The following is a 19,282-nucleotide window of genomic DNA, read 5'->3' on the forward strand; positions in this document are numbered from 1 at the left end:
AGACCCGCTTCTTGCTCTCTTTCTTGTGGCCGAGCGAGGTGCCCCCGTTTGATGGTCGGCATGACCCGCACTCTGGACGTCAGCCGCGACCTCTACACCACCGCCCAGCGCTACATCGCGGGCGGCGTCTCCAGCGACGCCCGCCGCACCGCGGGCGTGCCGCTCTACGTGGACAGGGCATCGGGAGCCAGGCTCTGGGACGTCGACGGCAACGTCTACACCGACTACGTGCTCGGCCAGGGCCCGGCGCTGCTCGGCCACTGCCCGCCCGCCGTGGTGGAGGCCGTCGCCGCGCAGGTGGCCCGCGGCATCGTCTACTCCGCCCAGCACGCGGCGGAGGCCCGCGTCGCCGAGCGGCTGTGCGCGATGGTGCCCTCGGCGGAGCGCGTCCGCTTCAACACCGTCGGCTCCGAGGCCGCGCACGCCGCCTGGCGCCTGGCGCGCGGCTTCACGGGACGGCCCAAGATCCTCAAGTTCGAGGGCCACTACCACGGCTGGCTCGACCCGGTCCTCTACAGCGTCCACCCGTCCCTGGACGACGCGGGACCGCAGGACCACCCGCGCCCCGTCCCCGGCACCGCGGGCCAGCCGCCCGCCGCCGACCTGGTGATCTGCCCCTGGAACGACCTGGACGCGCTCAGCCGTCTCATGGACGAGCACGCGGGACAGATCGCCGCCGTCGTCACGGAGCCGGTGCTCTGCAACACCGGCGCCATCGAGCCGGACCCCGGCTACCTGCAGGGGGTGCGCGCGCTGTGCGACCGCCACGGCAGCCTGCTGATCTTCGACGAGATCATCACCGGTTTCCGGCTCGCCCCCGGTGGCGCCCAGGAGTACCTCGGCGTCAGCCCCGACCTGTCGGTCTTCGGCAAGGCGATGGCGGGCGGCATGCAGGTGTCCGCGCTGGCGGGGCGGGCGGCCGTGATGGACGCCATCTCCTCGGGCAAGGTCGCGCACGCCGGGACGTTCAACTCCCAGCCCGTCGGCATCGCCGCCGCCGAGGCCACCCTGCGCATCCTGGACGAGCAGCGCGAGGAGGTCTACGGCACCCTCTACGAGCGGGGGCGGCAGCTCATGACCGGCCTGCGCGAGGCCGCGGCCAAGGTGGGCGTCCCGATGCTGGTGGACGGGCCGGGGCCGGTCTTCCAGACGTACTTCACCGACGCGCCCGCGGTACGCGACTACCGCGACTTCGCCGGGACCGACCGCGCCATGATGACCCGCCTACACGCCGCGCTGCTCGACCGCGGGGTCAACATGGTGCCGCGCGGGCTGTGGTTCCTGTCCACCGCCCACACCGAGGCCGACGTCGCCGCCACCGTCGACGTCTTCGAGGACGCGCTTCGGTCGCTTCCGCTCGGTTGAGATCACCAGCGCCACGCCGGCCAGGATGACCAGGCCGCCGACGACCACCTGGGTCGTGATCGGCTCGTCCAGCATGAGCGCGCCGAGCGCGACGGCCACCGCCGGGTTGACGTAGGCGTAGGTGGACACCAGCGAGATGGGGGCGTTGCCGAGCAGCCACGAGAACGCGGTGAACCCGATCAGGGACCCCACCAGCACCAGGTAGGCCAGCGCCACCCACGATCTGGTGGTGACGGCCGACACGTCGAGCCGCTCGCCGACCCCGGTCCCGAGCACCAGCAGCCCGGCGCCGCCCACGACCATCTCGACCGCGCTGGTGGCCAGCGCGTTGGCGGGCATCTGGATCCTGCTCGACAGGAACGAGCCCACGGCCCAGGACACCGAGCCGAGCAGGACCACCACGATCCCGACGCCGCTGCCGCCGTCGGCGCCGGTCAGCGACAGCGCCGCGACCCCGCCGAGCCCGACCAGCACGCCCGCGAGCGTGAGCGTCTTGGGACGGTCGCGTACGGCGAACCTGAACACGACCAGCCACAGCGGCACCGAGGCCACCAGGAGCGCCGCCAGGCCCGTGGAGATGTACTGCTCGGCCACCGCCAGCAGCCCGTTGCCGGTGGTCAGCAGCAGCACGCCCACGACGGCCGCGCCCAGGAACTGCCGGCGCGACATCCTGAAGGCCGACGGCCCCGACCGGATCAGCAGGAAGCCGGCGAGCAGGGCGGCGGCGGTGATGAACCGCAGGGCCCCGCTGAGCATCGGCGGGATCGACTCGATGGCGACGCCGATCCCGAGGTACGTCGAACCCCAGACCACGTAGACGACCGCCAGGGCGCCCCAGACGAGGACTGTGGGCCGGCTGTCAGTGGTGTCCGTACGCATGGCTCATGACTGTACCGGGCGACCCCGACAGAACTCTCGCAGGTATCAGACTTCGCGCTATGGCGGGATATTAGCGATCAGCGGCATTCACGCCACTGTCCTCCCACCTGCGGAAATGACACGATCCTTCGCAGTAACCCGCTACGAAGGGAACGATCCCCCGATGTCCGACAACTCCGCCGCGCTCGCCCACTTCGCCGCCCGCCTCGCCTTCGAGACCGACGTCTCGGACGTGGCCGCCGACCTGGCCGCCGGGGTCCCCGGCGTCGTGGTCATCGACTCGCGCAGCCGGGAAAGCTGGGACCAGGGCCACATCGAGGGTGCCGTGCACCTCCCGACCGCCGAGATCGCCGTGAGGGCGACCGGCCTGGTCCCGGGTGAGGCCATGGTCGTGACGTACTGCTGGGGCCCGGGGTGCAACGGCGCCACCAGGGCGGCCCTGGAGTTCGCGAAGCTGGGCTACCGGGTCAAGGAGATGATCGGCGGCTTCGAGTACTGGGCGAGGGAGGGCTTCCCCGTGGAGACCGCCTCGGGCGTCACCCGGCGCCCTGTGGACGCCCTCACGGCGCCGGTGTCCGGCGCCGCCTGCGCCTGCTGACGGCGCACGGCCCGCAACACCGGACGAATCAGCCCGAAACCGACCGCTTCCCTACCACGCATTCCGGCCTCCGACCTGCGGAAACGCGCCGAGCCACGTGGTGTTGGACGAAACCGCGACACCTCGGCCAGAAACACACAGCCAGAACGCGCGCGAGGGCGGAAGATCGACGCCTGAAAGAATTGGCGCCCCCGTCCGAATCCCGTCGATCGGGGGCACTGGAGAACATACCCGGATCTACACGGGTCAACCAATGAGTTCACAAGAGTCAATGCGTGAGTTCGCAAAGATGACATCGATTGTCAATGCCATCCTGTTCCCCAGGTCATACGAAAGCCCACAACAGTCACACACGACTCCGTAATGCACACAGAGGGGCGGTGACTCCCAGCCGGGCATCAGACCAGCCCCAGGAGCTTTTCCAGCCTCAAGAGACGCCTCAGGCCCGTACGGCGGGCAGCACGAAGTGCCCGCGGGCGCGGACCCCGCCCGTGACGCTCGGTGCCGAGAGGCGGCCCGGCACCGAAACGCTCAGTCCCGGACCCTCATCGGGGCCCGAGCTTCTCCACGATCAGCCGGTACAGCTGGCGCGGACGGCCAGGCTGCGGTGTGCGGTTCGGCGGTAGCGGCCACGCGAGTCCCTCGTCAACCAACGTGCGCAGCAACCGCCGAGCCGTACGCGGCGTCACTCCCAGCATCTTGCCCGCGCCCTCGGCGTCCACCACGGTGTCTCCGCCTTCGAGCTTGGCCGCGAGCCGGGCCAGTACTTCCACCCCCTTCGGTTTGAGTGCGTTGGACCCGGTCGGTGGCATCCGGGGGGCCGGGATGAGTGCCCGCCCCTCGCGATCCACCGCGAATCCCTGTGCCTGTTTGCCCGCCTGCGTGCGGGCCAGTGCCGCCCGGGCGTGCGACTCCGCGTCATGCGTCGTGCGACCCATGCCCACGCCGACCTCGACCGCCAGTCCCAGCTCGTCCCTGATCCTGGCCGCGAACGGCAACACCCTGAATCCGTCCGTCGCCGCCGCGACCGAGCCTCTGGTAGCGGTAACCAGATAGCTGTGATCGTCGATGGGCCAGACGGTGGCGTTGATCCGGTTCGCCTCCTGGACCAGGAGCCGATGCAGTGACAGCCGCAGCTCGTCGCGCCAGTAGCGGGGGGCCGCGCGGCGCACGGGTTCGCGCAGCGTCGGCACCTCCACCAGCACCACGGTGAGCTGTGACTCCTCCAGCCGGTGGTGTGCCCCCAGCAGCGCCGCGGTGTGCAGCGCCGTGCGGACCGCCGCCGAGGTCGGCCTGATCCTGATGACCGGTACGCCCGCGGCGTGCAGGCGTTCGGCCACCGCGGGAAGGCACGTCAGTGCCCCCGAGGTGGCCCCCTGCCTGGCCAGACGTTCGTGGTAGGCCGCGATCGTGCCGGTGGCTCCCGGCTCGTCGCGGCTGTGCACGTCCGTCGCGGGGATGCCGAGGTCGGTGTACGCCTCCTCGACATCGGCCCTGCTCACCACGTCGATGCTGACCCGCTGGGGGTCGATGCGAGTGTCGAGCGCGGCCTTGGCCAACGCCGCCACCAGTGCTGCTCCGCCGAGTTGGACGTACGTCGCCGGCATCGTCAGCACACCGGAACGCCTGGCCAGGTCATAAGGGACCGGGCTGGCGAACAAGCATGCGTCGACTCCGGGTCCGAGCCGCGTCACCTTGTCGGGCGCCTCCTGTTCGTCGCGGTATGCGGCCGCGACCAGGCGACACGGCAGCGGAGCCGCGGCATGACCCATCAGCATGACTCGCTCGACCAGGTCGTGGGGTCCGACCACGCCGATGGTGAGGTCCGGTGTCATAGCGCCCGGGCGTGACACTCGGGGAGTTTCTTCGGCCCTCTCGACCAATGTTCGTCCCATCCTGCCGTCCGTTGCAGTGCTCTCTTTTGGAACGATCGCTCGCGGGGGCCGTAATGTCACGCCCGACTTTTCCGGAAAGTCGTTCAGGTTGACCGCCCGACAAGATGTCCTAGCAGCTCAACGAGGTTTTTCTGGCGTTTTTTAGCGCTCTGAAATCTCTCGTGTAATGTCCGCACCGAGAGCGCGCATTCGGGCGGCGAGATGCGCGTGGCCGCGATCGATGAGGTATCCGGAGTCGATGTGGGTCTCCCCCTCGGCGGCGAGGCCGGCGAGCACCAGGGCGATGCCGGAGCGGAGATCGTGGGCCGTCACTTGGGTGCCGATCAGCGGCGTCCGGCCGCGCACGATGGCCCGGCTGCCCTCGACCTCGACGTTCGCGCCCATCTTGTTCAGCTCTCCGGCCAGGGCGAACCTGCCGTCGAAGATGCGCTCGTGGATGTAGCTGGTGCCGTCGGCGAGCGCGGCGACGGTCATCATCGGCGACTGCAGGTCGGTGGCGAAGCCGGGGTAGGTGTCGGTGATGATGTTGATCGGGCGCAGCGGGCCCTCGCACCGCACGTGCAGGACGGCCCCCTGCCGGGCGAACTCGACGCCCATCTGCTCCAGCTTGTAGCGGACGACGCCGAGGTCGAGGCCCGTGCCCACCAGGCTCAGCTCGCCCCCGGTGATCGCCGCGGCCATCGCGAACACGCCCGCGTCGAGCCGGTCGGGCATCACCGTGTGCTCGACGGCGTGCAGTTCCTCCACGCCCTCCACGGTGATGAACCCCGTGCCGCCGCCGCTGATCCGCGCGCCCATCTTGGTCAGCATGTCGATGACGTCGAGCACCTCGGGCTCCAGGGCCGCGTTCTCGATCACGGTCGTGCCCTTGGCCAGGGCGGCGGCCATGATGAGGTTCTCGGTGCCGGTGTGCGACGGGGTGTCGAGGTAGAGGGTCGCGCCGGTGAGGCCGGACGCCTTGACGTGGATGACGGTCTCGCCCTCGTCCACGAGCGCGCCCAGCCGTTTGTAGCCGAGGTAGTGGAAGTCGAGGTTGCGGCTGCCGAGGTTGCAGCCGCCGATCCCCTCGATGATGGCCTCGCCCAGCCGGTGGAGCAGGGCGGGGGTGAACAGCACGGAACCGCGGAAGCGCCTGGCGATCTCTGCCGGCAGAACGGCGCTGGTCAGCCTGGAGGCGTCGATGACCAGCGTGCGCTCCGACTCGTGCAGCTCGACGTACGCGCCGACCGCCTCGGCCAGCTCGACCGCGCGGCGGACGTCCTCGATGATCGGCACGTTGCGTAGAACGGTGCGGCCCTTGGCGGCGAGCAGAGCCGCACCGATCATGGGGAGCACGGCGTTCTTCGCACCCTGGATGAACGCGGTTCCACGCAGTGCGTTGCCACCGCGCACGCGGTAACGGACCATTCGTGCGGCTCCTTGAAATCAACGGTGAGGCTCGATCGGGCCAACAGTAGTCGGTAACACCAACTGGCCCAGCCGAATCATCCGCTAAAGGAAGCCCCCGTGATGCGCTCATATGCTTCTAGGTATCGCTGCCTCGTGCGCTCCACGATCTGGTCAGGAAGCGCAGGTGGGGGGTTTCCGGAGGATTTGTCCCATCCCGATTCGGGCGATAGCAGCCAATCGCGTACAAATTGCTTGTCGAAAGAGGACTGCGAGCGGCCCGGCTTCCACTCGTCGGCCGGCCAGAACCGCGACGAGTCGGGGGTCAGCACCTCGTCGCCCAGGGTCAGCGTCCCGTCGGCGTCCCAGCCGAGCTCGATCTTGGTGTCGGCCACGATGATGCCGCGCTCCCCGGCGATCTCCGCGCCGCGCGTGTAGACGGCCAGGGTGATCCGCCGCAGCTCCTCAGCGGTCTCCTTGCCGACCTCCTGGACGACCTGCTCGTACGAGATCGGCTCGTCGTGCTGCCCCATGGGCGCCTTGGTGGACGGCGTGAAGATCGGCTCGGGCAACCGGGAGCCGTCCTCCAGCCCGTCCGGCAGCCGGACCCCGGAGACCGTGCCGTCGGCGCGGTACTCGTTCAGCCCGCCGCCGGTGAGGTAGCCCCGCGCCACGCACTCGACCTGCACCATCGTCAGCGGCTTGCACAGCACGCTGCGGGCGTCGTCGCCCTTGCCCAGGACGTGGTTGGGCACGACGTCCTTGAGCTGGTCGAACCACCACAACGACATCTGCGTGAGAATGGCCCCCTTGTCGGGGATATCGGGCTCCAGCACGTAGTCGAAGGCCGACAGGCGGTCGGAGGCGACCATCAGCAGCTTGCCGTCGTCGGTCTGATAGAGGTCGCGTACCTTGCCGGAGTGCACGTGCTTCATCGGGCGATGTCCGTCCTGTGGTGGGAGCCGCGCAGCTCGATCCGGCCGACGAGGTCATAGGCCGCCCGGCGCGCGCTGTCCTGGTCGGGCCCGTGGCCGACCACGGCGAGCACCCGCCCGCCGGCGGAGACCACCTCGTCACCCTGCCGCGCGGTCCCGGCGTGCAGGACGTACGCGTCGCCGCTCTCCTGCGGCCCCCTGATCACGTCGCCCTTGACCGGCGCCTCGGGGTAGCCCTCGGAAGCGATCACCACGGTCACGGCCGAGCCGTCCTTGAACACCGGGTCGAGCCCCAGCTCGCCCGTCGCGCACGCCATCAGCAGCCCGCCCAGCGGCGTCTCCAGCCGGTCGAGCAGCACCTCCGTCTCCGGGTCGCCGAAGCGCGCGTTGAACTCCACGACCTTCGGCCCCTTGGAGGTCAGCGCCAGCCCCACGAAGAGCACGCCCTGGAAGGGCAGCCCGCGCCGGGTCAGCTCGCCGATCGTCGGGTGCACGATCTCCCGCATGACCTGCTCGGTCAGCCCGTCGGGCGCCCACGGCAGCGGCGTGTAGGCGCCCATGCCGCCGGTGTTGGGGCCCTCGTCGCCGTCGTAGGCCCGCTTGAAGTCCTGCGCGAGCTGCAGCGGCACCGCCGTGCTGCCGTCGCACAGCGCGAACAGCGACACCTCCGGCCCGTCGAGGAACTCCTCGATCACCACACGCTCGCACGCGCGCGCGTGCGCGAGGGCCTTGTCCCTGTCGTCGGTGACGACCACGCCCTTGCCGGCCGCGAGCCCGTCGTCCTTGACCACGTAAGGAGCCCCGAACTCGTCGAGCGCGGCGGCCGCCTCCTCCTCGGTGACGCACGTCCTGGCCCGCGCGGTCGGCACGTCGGCCGCCTTCATGACCTCCTTGGCGAAGGTCTTGGAGCCCTCGATCATGGCGGCGTCCTTCGACGGCCCGAAGCACGCGATGCCCGCGTCGCGCACGGCGTCGGACACCCCCGCGACGAGCGGCGCCTCGGGCCCCACGACCACGAGATCGACCCGCAGCCGCACGGCCAGCTCGGCCACCTGCCCGGGGTCGAGCGGATCGACGGGATGAAGGGCCGCCACCTGCTCGATGCCCGGGTTGCCCGGGGCGCAGTGGAGCTCGCTGACCTGGGGATCGAGGCTGAGGGAACGGCACAGGGCGTGCTCACGCCCTCCGGAACCAATGACTAGAACGCGCACGAGGTCCATTGTCGCAGGCCCGCAGCCTGGCACAGGCTAGGGCCTCGGCCACACCAATCGCCGGAATAGGGCCATAACTTTGTGGAGTTCTACCTGAGTCGAGACGGTCCTGGCGAGTATCGTCAAAGAAGTTCACCCGGCTGTGGTAAGTTAGGGCGGCTTCGCGGCGTCCCAATGTGATTGGAGGTGGTCCGGGATGAATCCTGGTGATCCCAGCAGTACGTGCTCGCTCACGTACACCTCGTATACCCCCGACCACTCCAATCCGGCAGCCTGATCGTGCCTCCACGCATTCTGTGAGGTGAAGTTTCATCGCGCGTGGAGCGTGCCAGGTCGGGCGGAAAGGGACTGCCATGCGCTCGTCCACGCTTTTCCGTCGCATCAACCGTCACCCTCTTCAGACGCGCACCGCGCTCCAGCTCGCAGAGCCGGTGCGTGACATGTGCGTGCCCCCCGTCGACTCCATCGTCGAGTACGGCGCCTACATCCAGGGCAAGAAGGTCGCCACCACCGGCATCGTCGAGGCGCTCAACCTCGTCCGCGAGCGCAACAAGGAGTCCGACGGCGCCAACGCGTTCGTCTGGGTGGGGCTCCATGAGCCCGACGCCCCCGAGGTCGAGTGGCTGTCCGAGGTGTTCGACCTCCACCCGCTCGCCGTCGAGGACGCCGTCAAGGCCCATCAGCGCCCCAAGGTCGAGCGGTACGGCGAGTCGCTGTTCATGGTGCTCAAGACCATCGCCTACCTCGACCACGACGAGCTGACCGCCACCAGCGAGATCATCGCCACCGGCGAGATCATGGTGTTCATCGGCCCGGACTTCGTGGTGACGGTGCGACACGGCGATCACTGCCCGCTCAGCGCGGTCCGCGAGCGCCTCGAGGACAAGCCCAAGCTGATGAACCGCGGCCCCGCCGGCGTCCTGCACGCCATCTCCGACCACGTCGTCGACCAGTACCTCCAGGTCGCCGACCTCATGCAGCTGGAGCTGGAAGAGGTCGAGGCGACGGTGTTCGCCGACGTCAGCTCCCGCGACATCAACCGGATCTACCAGCTCAAGCGGGAGATGCTGGAGATGAAGCGGGCCATAATGCCGTTGCAGTCCCCCATGGCCGCGCTGCCGCAGCGTCGCGTCATCCCCTCGGAGATGCGCGAATACTTCCGCGACGTCGGCGACCACCTCTCCCGGGTCTGCGAGCAGGTGGAGTCCTCCAACGAGCTGTGCAGCTCGATCCTCCAGGCCGCCCTCGCCCGCTCGAACGCCCTGGCCAACGAGGACATGCGCAAGATCTCGTCCTGGGTGGCCATCCTGGCCGTGCCCACCATGATCGCCGGGATCTACGGCATGAACTTCGACTTCATGCCAGAGCTCCACTCGGCCTGGGGCTACCCCGCGGTGCTGGCCGTCATGGTCACCGCCTGCGTGTTCCTGCATCGGGGCTTCCGCAGGAACGGCTGGCTCTAGACCCCCACCGGCTTCAGCGGGCCCACGGGCTCGGGCAGCTCCATCCCCCGCTCCCGCCAGAGCTCCCGCATCCGATCGGGGTAGTCGGTGACGATCCCGGCCACCCCCAGGTCCAGCATCCGCGCCGCCAGGCCGGCCTCGTTGACGGTCCAGACCGCCACGTCGAGGCCGGCGGCCCGGGCCTGGGCCATCAGCGCCTCGTCCACCATGGCGTGCTCGGGCGAGAGCGTGGTCGCCCCGGCGTCGCGGGCGGCGGCGGGGATGTCGTCGCCCAGGTCGTCGTGCCAGTGGAGGGTGTCCAGCTCGATCAGCGCGAACCGCCGCGCGCCCGGGGCGAGCCTGGCCGCATGGGTGATGATCCGCCAGTCGAAGCTGAGCACGGCCACGTTGTCCAGCCTGCCGTGCCGGTCGAGCTCCTCGACGACCAGCTCGGTGAACAGCTCGGGGTCGGCCGTCAGGTGGGGCCTGGTGGGGTCGGACTTCAGCTCGACGTGCAGCCGTACGCCCTCCGCCTCGTAGGCGTTCACCAGCCCCAGCACCGCGCCGAGCGTCGGCATCCTGGTCTCGGGCATGGCGACCTGCGTCAGCGCGAACGGGTCGTCGGGGTGGCGCGGCAGCCGCACGCCCACGTCGAGCATGCGCAGCTGCGCCAGCGTGAGGGCGTTGATCGGCTTGCCGACGTAGGGGTAGAGCGGATCGTCGGCCCTGAGCGGCCGCCGGTCGGCACTGGTCACGGCGGAGACCGTGAGGTCGTGCGTGAGCACGAGCCGCCGATCGGCGGTGAGGGCGACGTCGAGCTCGAGCGCGTGGACGCCGAGCTCCATCGTGCGGCTCATCCCCGGCAGGGTGTTCTCCGGCCAGAGGCCACGAGCTCCCCTGTGACCATGTATCTCAACGCGCACACCGGGGACCCTACCTGGCGCGGGTCACGACTCGGCGGTGCCACGCCGTGTCCTTTTTATCCTGCTACGCCCCGGTCAGCGGTGGAGGGCAGACCATAAGCTGGACATCATGACGGAGGTTCTCAAAACTGCCCATACCGCAACAGTTCGGGCCTGGGTGGACGGCTGGGTGATCTCCCGCAACGCCCCCCGACCCGTACCGGTGCCCTGGGGCCTGCGGGTGGACGTGGGCCTGCCCGGCCACGTGTCCCGCCACATCGTCGCCGCCCCGACGCCGGAGACCCTCCACCGCCTGACCGCCACCCCCATGACGCCCGGGACCTGGCTGAAGCTGTGCGCCTCCGCCCCGGACGTCGGTCCCCTCCTGCCGGAGCGGTGGGCGGTCCAGGAACCGGAGTTCATGATGACGGCGCCCCTGACCCGCGGGACCTACCAGGCTCCCCCCGGCTACACGCTGGCCGTCACGACCCGCGCCGGGGTCACGGCGGCCCGCCTGCTGACGGCCGGGGGCGAGGTCGCCGCCAGGGGCCAGTTCGCCCTGGCGGGCCGCACGGCCGTGGTGGACCAGGTGGAGACGGCGGGCAACCACCGCCGTCGCGGGCTCGGCAGCGTGATCATGCGTACGCTGGCGAGCACGGCGGCGTCGCGGGGTGCTCATACGGGCGTCCTGGTGGCCACGGCGGAAGGCCAGGCCCTCTACGAAACCCTCGGCTGGACCCTGCACACCCCCATGACCGCGGCCGTGCTGAGGAGCCCTACTCCTTGAGGCTGCGCAGCATCGGCGGGTGAAGGAGCTCGGCGGGACCGCGGCGGTAGAGCTTGGCCGGGCGGCCCCCGTCTCTGGTCGTCGTGGCCCCCGTCTCCACCAGGAAGCCCTCGGCCTTGGTAACCTTCCGGTGGAAGTTGCGCGGGTCCAGCAGGCGGCCCCAGACGATCTCGTACACGCGGCGCAGGTCCGCCACCGTGAACTCCGGCGGGCAGAAGGCCGCCCCCAGCGGCGTGTACTCCAGCTTGGCCCGCGCCCGCTCGATCCCGTCCTGCATGATGCGGCGGTGGTCGAAGGCCATGACCGTGAGCGAGTCGACCGGCTGCCAGCTCATGTGGGCCTTCTCCGAGGCCGGCAGGTCGGGGGCCAGGCCCAGGTAGGCGACGCTCAGGACCCGCTGGCGCGGGTCGCGGTCGGGGTAGCCGTACGTCTGGAGCTGCTCCAGGTGGACCGGCGCGCCCGGGAGGCCGGCCCGTTCGGCGAGGATGCGGTGGGCGGCGGCCGGCAGGTCCTCGTCGAGCTGGATGAAGCCGCCGGACAGCGACCAGCGCCGGAGGAACGGGGGATTGTCCCGGCGCCACACCAGGGCGCTCAGGGCGTGGTTTCGCACGGTGAGCACGACCAGGTCGACGCTGACCGGGATGCTCGGGACCATGCAGGCACGCTACACGTTGTCAGTAGTCGGCAGGTAACCGTGCCTACGTGACAATCCGAACGTGCAAGGGCTCCGTGGTGACCTGGCCCGACGGACCCTTGACGGTGACCTGCACCCAGTCGCCGGCCGGCACCTGCGTCCAGTCGAACGGCACCCACGCCGTGACCATGCCCTCGGCCAGCCCTTCCTGCCGGGTCTCGTCCAGCCAGCCGACGGCCGGCACGGACAGGTCCTTCGTCCCGCCGGACCACGTGATCGTGACGGTGCTGTCCTTGAAGTTGTAGCCGCGTACCTCGACCCCGTCCTGGACGTCGCGGGCCTTCCTGATCGCGTCCACCGCGATCGGCCGCCGCCAGTCGGTGGTGATCTCCTTCTCGAGCGACGGCGTGCCGCACGTCATGAAGTCGCTCCACATGTAGGAGACGACCTTCTGTACGTAACGCCCGGCCATGGTCACGGCCTGGTCCAGGCGCTTCTTGTCCGTCTTGCCGCGAGTGCCCTGCGGGGCGCACGGCTCCTTGCCGGAGGGCTCGAACGCCTCGACGTTCGCCCACAGGTCCACCTGGAAGCCGGCCGCGACCATCTCCGCGCGGGCCGCCGCCATCTCCCGGTAGTAGTCCCGCGTGGAGCCGTGGTAGGCCGTCCCGTACGTCGACTCCCCCACCACCGGGCGCAGCCGCTCGTCCACCTCGTCGTCGCGCTGGTCCGGCCAGAACAGCCCCACCTTGCCGGTCCCCCGGCTGTCCTGCGGCGCGATGATGCCGACCCCGGTCTTCGCCAGCGCCTTGAACGCCTCGGCCACCTGCTTGGGCGACTGCCCGAAGGGCACCCTCCTGCGCGCGTCCATGTAGGGGCTGATCAGGATGGGCTTGCCGAGCTCCTGCTCCACGATCGTGTGCTGGTCGGCGTAGACCTCCAGCGTCGGGTTCGTGGCCAGGGTGTCCGCCATCTGGACCTCGAACGGCTGGTAGACGCCACCGAGCGAATCACGGTTGGCGAACCGCACGCCGTAGTCCTGCAGGATGCGCCGCGTCAGCGTGGTCAGCGTGCCGAGATGCTTCTTGTACGCCCTGGTGGGCGTCTTGGGGTCGCGCGGCGCCAGCGGCAGCGCCGGGAAGATCCGCATGCCGAACTGGTCGCCCAGGTCGAGGAGCTTGGCCAGGCTGTCCTCCTCCGACCCCGCCACCAGGATCATGTCGTACGAGGTGGCCTTGCCGGAGAAGTCGCACGTGGCGTCGTCCGAGCCGTCCGGCTGGGTGAGGAGCCGGTAGTAGATCCGCTTGCCCGCCTTGACGGGGTGCTCCATCTGCGGGCAGCGGAACAGGTTGGCGCCGAACGACTCGTCCGTGCGGTAGACGTACGTGCGGCCGATCCGGTTGCCGGGGTTGGCCTCGCGCAGGTCCCGCTCGGCCGCGTCGTGACAGGTGAGCCCGTCCTCCTCGCACGCCTTGTAGAGCGAGTCGAGCTCCCCGTCCCTCGTCAGGATCTCGCCCGAGTCGGAGACGGTGCGGAACTGCAGGCCGTACCCGATCCGGATGATCGTGTCGCCGCCCACGCTGTGGATCTCCTCCAGCTGGCTGCGCCAGGTGCAGGGATTCGACTTGGGGGTGATCCAGTAGCCGGTGACGGCGTACGGGGCCCGCTCTCTGGTCTCGAACGTTCCACAGTTGTCGGTGAACTCGGGCACCTTCGGCGTGGGGTCGGACGGCGACGGCTTGGGAGTCGAGGACGAGGCCGTGGGCGCCGGCTCGTCGGACGGCGGCATGACGATGACCACGGCGGCGATCACTGCCAGGATCGCTGCGCCCACGACGAGTAAGAGCCAGCGCACGGTCAGGAACCTACCCCCGCTTGACCCCGGCCCAGGACTCAAGCTGGGTCACGAAGCGCTTGGCCGAGTTGGGCCAGTGGTGGTTGGCCCGGGCCGCCGCGTAGCCGCGCGCACCCTGCGCCCGCCGCTCCCGTACGTCGTCCCGCAGCGTCAGGACGGCCTGCGCCACCGCCTTGGGGTCCTCCCAGGGCACCACGACGCCGCTGTCATAGCGCTCCACCAGCTCGACGGCGCGCGGCGACGGGGTCGTGATGACGGGGATGCCGTGCGCCATGTACTCCACGATCTTCGTGGGCATCGAGTGGCGGTAGTTCGGCTCGTCGTGCAGCAGCGACAGCCCGGCCAGCGCCCCGTCGAGCCGCTTGAGCGCCTCGTCGTTGGGCATGAAGTCGCGCCACTCCAGCAGACCGTCGGTGACGGCCTGGTTGAGCATCGGACGGCTCTGCGGGTCGGCGTACCCGATCAGCTCCACGGCCACCCGGTACGGCTGCAGCAGCTTCGCCACCTCGACGGCCTCGAACACGCCCCTGGCCCTGGACAGCCAGCCGAGGTAGACCACCCGGTCGTCGCCGGGAGGCGTCACGGAGTCGGGCACCCAGGTCTCGTTCGGGACGATCAGGTGGGCGTGCTTGAACCTGCCCGCGTACGCCGTCTCGGCCAGCAGCAGGTGCATGTGGCGCTCCGCGGTGCCTTCCAGCATGCGGGCGAAGAACCGCACGGGAGGCCGCAGCGGCGCCGGCAGCCACGGCTTGAGCGAGAGCGTGGCGGGGGTGTCCTCGTGCACGTCCCACACCACGGGCGGCCGGTTGCGCACACCCCAGATGGCGAACAGCAGCTCGGGGTCGTGGATGAGGACGAGATCCACCTTGTCGCGCATGCGTTTGAACAGCCGCCGGGCGGCCCACACGGCCGACATCCGCTTGCGTTGGGCGGCACGGGGGAGGTCGACGCCGGTCACCCAGGGTCGCGGGACGACCCCGTGGGCGGTGAACGAGGCGGCGTACGTGACCTCATGACCGGCATCCACAAGGGCACGAATCTGCCTGTGCAGAATTCGAGCATCCTCGGGGTTATGCACCACCGTCATGACGAGCACGTGCACTGCGCGCAGCCCTCCGTCGCTACAGCCGCTCGACGCGTTCACCCTCGGTGAGCACACCGCGGGTGTCGAGCACGAGCCGGGCGTTCTCCTCGACCATGTCGAGGTCGAAAGCGGCGTGCTGCTGCAGCAGCAGCGTCACGTCCGCGTCGATCACGGCCTTGGCCAGATCCTCCTCACGCGGCACCGGGGTGCCGTCAACCGCCCACTCCTTGACATAGGGGTCCGCGAACGAGAGCTCGGCGCCCAGCTCCAGCAGCGCACGCGCCACCGGGAGGGCTGGAGTTTCGCGTTCGTCGGCGATGTCCGGTTTGTAGGTGACGCCGAGCATAACGACCCGGGCGCCGTTCACGGCCTTCTTATGCCGGTTCAGCAGTCGCTGGACGCGGGCCACCACGTACGACGGCATCCGCTCGTTGATCTCCTGCGCCAGCTCAACGAACCTGAACGGGTAACCGAGCTTGCGCACGGTGTACGACAGGTACGACGGGTCGACGGGGATGCAGTGCCCACCGACGCCCGGACCGGGCAGGAACTTCTGGAAGCCGAACGGCTTGGTCGCCGCGGCCTCGATCGACTCCCACAGGTTGATGCCGAGCTCGTCGCAGAAGATCGCCATCTCGTTGACGAGGGCGATGTTGACGTGCCGGTAGGTGTTCTCCAGCAGCTTGGCCATCTCGGCCTCGCGGGTGCCGCTGACCGGCACCACCTGCTCGATGAACTGCCCGTAGAACACCGTGGCGCGGTCGCGGCAGGTCGGCGTGTAGCCGCCCACGACCTTGGGGGTGTTTCGCAGGCCGAACTTGGGGTTGCCGGGGTCGATGCGCTCGGGCGAGAAGGCGAGGTGGAAATCCTTGCCCGCGACGAGCCCCGAGCTCTCCAGCAGCGGCCTGGCCACCTCGTCGGTGGTGCCCGGCCAGGTGGTGGACTCGAGCACGACGAGCGTGCCCTTGCTCAGGTTGCGGCCGACGGCCTTGGTGGCGCCCTCCACGGCGGACAGGTCCGGTCGGTGGTCCTCGTCCAGCGGGGTGGGCACGCAGATCACGATCGTGTTGCTTCTGGCCAGCACGGTCTCGTCGAGCGTGGCGCTGAACCCGTTGGCCAGCATGTGCTCGAGATCGGCGTCGGCCAGGTCATCGATGTACGACTGCCCGGCGTTGAGCGCGTCGACCTTGGCGGGGTCGACGTCGAGGCCGACGACCCGCAGGCCGGCGGCGACCGCCTCCTTGGCCAGCGGCATGCCGACATAGCCCAGGCCGATGACAGCCAAGTCGATTTCTGTCACAGCAGCGCCTTAGAGAGCCGGAAACAACACTTCATGGTCGCAAAGGTTATCTCAAGTCCACCTAGCTCACGCCTAATGCGACCGAACACGTCAGAAGTGACAGCCAACGCGAAGGTCAACATTAGGCAAGCGACCGGTATAGGGCTTGATAAGTCTCGGCAACGCGGCTCCAAGTCCGCTTCGCCGCCACTTCCGCCCGTCCCGCCTCACCCATCTCAGCGCGCCGGGCCGGGTCCTCCCGGAGCCCCGCGATGGCCTTGGCGAGCGCGGCCGGGTCGCCCGGAGGGACGAGCATCCCGGCGCCGTCCGAGCCCACGAGCTCGGACAGAGCGGGCAGATCGCTGAGTACGACGGGCTTTCCGAGCGCCATCGCCTCGACGGGTTTCAATGGCGTAACAAGTCGGCATACCCGCAGGTCCTCTCGCGGGCAGGCGAAGATGTCGATGGCGTCCTGCGCCTGCAACGCCTCGTCGGGGCCGACCCGGCCCGGCAGGATGGCGTCGCCGAGGCCCAACTCGTCGACCAGCGCCAGAAGGTTCTCGCGCTCGGTGCCGTCGCCCACGATGAGGACCTTTACGGGGGTGCCGTCGTCACGCAGCAGCGCGGCGGCCCGCAGCAGGGTGGCGAAGCCCTCGTAGGCCACGATGCTGGACACCGAGCCGACGACGATCTCGCCGGGGGCGATGCCGTAGGCGTTCCTGAACGAGGCGCCGTCGTAGTGGGCGGTCAGCAGCGAGTCGTCCACGGCGTTGGGCGCCAGGTGGATCTTCTCCCGCGGCACGCCACGCTCGACGATCTCCGTGGCCATGGTCTCGGCCAGCGTGACCACGGCGTCGGCCTCCCGCATGAGGAACGCCTCGCGCTCGCGCTGGAGCACCTGCCGCTCGCTGCCCACCCGGATCGGGTCGCGCGAGGCCCAGGTCTCCTCCAGGAAGCCGCGTACCTCGTAGACGAACGGCGTGCCCGTCCTGTCGCGCACCGCGTGGGCCATGGAGCCGTTGCGGTGGTCGGTGGCGGCGTGCAGGACCTGCGGCTTGAGCTCGGTGACGAGCTTGGTGACCGCGTCGGCGCCCCTGATGATGCGCCCGCGTGTCTCGAACGGCATCTCGCCGTGGCCGTCGGGCAGCAGCCGGTAGTAGGGGATGCCGTCGATCTCCTCGAACGGCGCCGCGTCCGCGTGCCCCTGCAGCATCGGCCAGCCCCAGCTGGTGACCACGTGCGGGTCGAGCCCGGCGGCTTTCTGCGAGGTGACAATACGGTGCGTGCGCACCGTGTACCCGGCCTGCGTGTACGGCAGCGCGTTCGTGACCATGTGCAGCACCCGGCCCGCGACGCGGTCGGTGATGGCCACCTTCGGCCCGGGCGGGATCGGGTCAGGGCTGATCGCGGCCAGCTCGCCCCGGTAGTAGGCGGCCCTGCGCTTGACGAACGGGTACTTGGTGTGGGCTTCGAGCGCCTCGGCGGCCTCGGTCACCCTGCCGGCGTCCCACAGCTCTTTGGCCTCGTTCCACGGCCCCTTGACCACGCGCATGCCGAACTTGCGCACGATGCGCCGGGCGCGGCGGGCGACGGGCCAGGCGACGCTGCCCACGACGGGACGCAGCCGGGGCGGAAGCGCGTCGGCGGCGGCCTGGGCCACCCGGACGGGGTCGGATTTGACCTTCGTCACGACGACGCGGGAAACGATGATCGGGTGCTGAACGAAACCTTTGAGAAGTCCACCGACGCCGGCTCGGGCGGACTTCGCGGAAACCTTGGAGGAGTCTTGACGACTGGCGTCGGATGCCACGCGGTGACCGTACCATAGGCAACGTTTTTCCCCTTCCGCTATGAAAGGCGAGGTCAATGAGGGAGAACCCCCTGGTCCTGCACGTATTGGGCGCCCGTCCCAATTTCGTGAAAGCGGCCCCGGTGGTGCGGGCACTCGGTGAACTCGGCGTGCGGCAGGGCATCATCCACACTGGTCAGCACTATGACGCGCTGATGTCGGACGTCTTCTTCGCCGACCTCGGCCTCCCCGAGCCCGTCGCGAACCTGGGGGTCGGCTCGGGCAGCCACGCCAAGCAGACCGCGGCGCTCCTCGTCGGCCTGGAGGAGGTCGTCCAGGAGCAGGACCCCGACCTGGTCGTCGTCTACGGCGACGTGAACTCGACGCTGGCCGCGATCCTCGTCTGTTCCAAGCTGGGCGTCAGGACCGCGCACGTGGAGGCGGGGCTGCGCTCGTTCGACCGGGGCATGCCGGAGGAGGTCAACCGGGTCGTCACCGACGCGCTGGCCGACCTGCTCTTCGCCACCTCCCCCGAGGCCCTGGCCTACCTGGCGAACGAGGGCGTGCCCGCGTCCAAGGTGCACCTGGTGGGCAACCCCATGATCGACAGCCTGTACTCGGCAATGCCGTCGCTGGACCCGGCGCCCGTCGTGGAGCGGCTGGCCATACCGGCTCGTTATGCCGTGGCGACCCTGCACCGGCCCGCGAACGTGGACACCCCCGAGGCCGCCAAGGAGCTGGTGGACGCGGTGCTGCAGGTCTCGCGGCAGATCCCGATCGTGGTGCCGATCCACCCGCGCGGCAAGGCGCGGCTGGCCGAGGCGGGCCTGGTCGACGGGGAGTCGGTCAAGGTCGTCGATCCGCTCGGCTATGTGGACTTTCTCTCACTCGTACGCGGCGCCGCGCTGGTGGTCACGGACTCCGGCGGCGTCCAGGAGGAGACGACCGTGCTGGGCGTCCCCTGCCTGACCGTGCGGCCCAACACCGAGCGGCCGATCACGATCACGCACGGCACGAACCGCCTGGTCACGCCGACCGTCCTGCCGGCCGCCGCGGAGAAGGCGCTGGCCGACGGCGCCGCCACGCCGGCGGGCGAGCTGCCGGTGCTCTGGGACGGCAAGGCCGGGATGCGGATCGCGCGGGTGATCTCCGCCTGGCTGAAGGGCGACAACCTCGCCCCCGCCTCTCAGGCCAAACGCCCTGAATAGCGGCTGTATCCCCCGTAACATGACGTACCTCCGCTA

General features: G+C 69.8%; 15 protein-coding genes and 1 pseudogene. 5 read left to right on the forward strand and 11 right to left on the reverse strand.

The genetic code is table 11. The annotated features are described in order from the left end of the window. Positions 1-60: 60 nt before the first annotated feature. Positions 61-1,290 (forward strand): annotated as a pseudogene (locus AB0L65_RS34595) (aminotransferase class III-fold pyridoxal phosphate-dependent enzyme); the annotation flags it as partial. On the opposite strand, the gene AB0L65_RS34600 reads toward AB0L65_RS34595, so the two are convergent. Next, the gene (locus AB0L65_RS34600; protein ID WP_364253991.1) at positions 1,225-2,244 is read right to left on the reverse strand and encodes an EamA family transporter; all 1,020 of its coding nucleotides are present in this window, start codon (positions 2,242-2,244) and stop codon (positions 1,225-1,227) included. The pseudogene AB0L65_RS34595 and the gene AB0L65_RS34600 overlap by 66 nt on opposite strands. A 163-nt stretch (positions 2,245-2,407) precedes the next feature. Between AB0L65_RS34600 and AB0L65_RS34605 the strand changes: the two genes are divergently transcribed. Next, positions 2,408-2,842, forward strand: coding sequence for a rhodanese-like domain-containing protein (locus AB0L65_RS34605; RefSeq protein WP_364253994.1), 435 nt, complete (start codon positions 2,408-2,410; stop codon positions 2,840-2,842). A gap of 545 nt (positions 2,843-3,387) precedes the next feature. Here AB0L65_RS34605 and AB0L65_RS34610 read toward each other — a convergent pair. The 4 genes from AB0L65_RS34610 to purD all read right to left on the reverse strand — a co-directional run bounded on the left by AB0L65_RS34610 (position 3,388) and on the right by purD (position 8,269). Then, positions 3,388-4,677: a GTP cyclohydrolase IIa gene (locus AB0L65_RS34610; protein WP_364253997.1), complete on the reverse strand. Its 1,290-nt coding sequence runs from the start codon at positions 4,675-4,677 to the stop codon at positions 3,388-3,390. A gap of 201 nt (positions 4,678-4,878) precedes the next feature. Then, positions 4,879-6,144 carry a UDP-N-acetylglucosamine 1-carboxyvinyltransferase gene (murA, locus tag AB0L65_RS34615; protein WP_350732587.1) on the reverse strand — a complete coding sequence of 422 codons (1,266 nt, stop codon included), beginning with the start codon at positions 6,142-6,144 and terminating at the stop codon, positions 4,879-4,881. 77 nt (positions 6,145-6,221) lie between these two features. Next, entirely contained in the window at positions 6,222-7,058 is an 837-nt protein-coding gene (locus tag AB0L65_RS34620; protein ID WP_364254000.1) for a phosphoribosylaminoimidazolesuccinocarboxamide synthase, read from the reverse strand. Then, on the reverse strand, positions 7,055-8,269 hold the full coding sequence (purD, locus tag AB0L65_RS34625) for a phosphoribosylamine--glycine ligase (protein ID WP_364254003.1): 1,215 nt from the start codon (positions 8,267-8,269) through the stop codon (positions 7,055-7,057). Before purD ends, AB0L65_RS34620 begins: the two co-directional genes overlap by 4 nt. 440 nt (positions 8,270-8,709) lie before the next feature. On the opposite strand from purD, the gene corA reads away from it, so the two are divergent. Then, positions 8,710-9,732: a magnesium/cobalt transporter CorA gene (gene corA, locus AB0L65_RS34630; protein ID WP_364254006.1), complete on the forward strand. Its 1,023-nt coding sequence runs from the start codon at positions 8,710-8,712 to the stop codon at positions 9,730-9,732. Here corA and AB0L65_RS34635 read toward each other — a convergent pair. Continuing rightward, on the reverse strand, positions 9,729-10,634 hold the full coding sequence (locus AB0L65_RS34635) for a glycerophosphodiester phosphodiesterase family protein (RefSeq protein ID WP_364254009.1): 906 nt from the start codon (positions 10,632-10,634) through the stop codon (positions 9,729-9,731). The two genes, corA and AB0L65_RS34635, sit on opposite strands and share 4 nt — an antisense overlap. 109 nt (positions 10,635-10,743) lie before the next feature. Between AB0L65_RS34635 and AB0L65_RS34640 the strand changes: the two genes are divergently transcribed. Continuing rightward, on the forward strand, positions 10,744-11,400 hold the full coding sequence (locus tag AB0L65_RS34640; protein ID WP_364254012.1) for a GNAT family N-acetyltransferase: 657 nt from the start codon (positions 10,744-10,746) through the stop codon (positions 11,398-11,400). On the opposite strand, the gene AB0L65_RS34645 is transcribed toward AB0L65_RS34640, so the two are convergent. From AB0L65_RS34645 to AB0L65_RS34665, 5 genes are all read right to left on the reverse strand, one after another. Continuing rightward, positions 11,390-12,055 (reverse strand): NUDIX domain-containing protein, encoded by a 666-nt coding sequence (locus AB0L65_RS34645; RefSeq protein WP_350732578.1) that lies wholly within the window; start codon positions 12,053-12,055, stop codon positions 11,390-11,392. The genes AB0L65_RS34640 and AB0L65_RS34645 overlap by 11 nt on opposite strands. Before the next feature lie 43 nt (positions 12,056-12,098). Continuing rightward, on the reverse strand, positions 12,099-13,886 hold the full coding sequence (locus AB0L65_RS34650; protein WP_364254015.1) for a DUF4434 domain-containing protein: 1,788 nt from the start codon (positions 13,884-13,886) through the stop codon (positions 12,099-12,101). 10 nt (positions 13,887-13,896) lie between these two features. Further along, positions 13,897-14,988, reverse strand: a complete 1,092-nt coding sequence (locus tag AB0L65_RS34655) for a glycosyltransferase (RefSeq protein ID WP_364254018.1) — start codon at positions 14,986-14,988, stop codon at positions 13,897-13,899. Between the two features lie 19 nt (positions 14,989-15,007). Beyond that, positions 15,008-16,270 (reverse strand): nucleotide sugar dehydrogenase, encoded by a 1,263-nt coding sequence (locus AB0L65_RS34660; protein WP_364254021.1) that lies wholly within the window; start codon positions 16,268-16,270, stop codon positions 15,008-15,010. Between the two features lie 121 nt (positions 16,271-16,391). Continuing rightward, positions 16,392-17,939, reverse strand: coding sequence for a glycosyltransferase family 4 protein (locus tag AB0L65_RS34665; protein WP_364254024.1), 1,548 nt, complete (start codon positions 17,937-17,939; stop codon positions 16,392-16,394). A 176-nt stretch (positions 17,940-18,115) separates the two neighbouring features. Between AB0L65_RS34665 and wecB the strand changes: the two genes are divergently transcribed. Continuing rightward, positions 18,116-19,246: a UDP-N-acetylglucosamine 2-epimerase (non-hydrolyzing) gene (gene wecB / locus AB0L65_RS34670; RefSeq protein WP_364254027.1), complete on the forward strand. Its 1,131-nt coding sequence runs from the start codon at positions 18,116-18,118 to the stop codon at positions 19,244-19,246. Positions 19,247-19,282 lie beyond the last annotated feature (36 nt).

Source organism: Nonomuraea sp. NPDC052116 (assembly GCF_040680035.1).
In the GTDB taxonomy this organism is placed as follows: Bacteria; Actinomycetota; Actinomycetes; order Streptosporangiales; family Streptosporangiaceae; genus Nonomuraea; species Nonomuraea angiospora_A.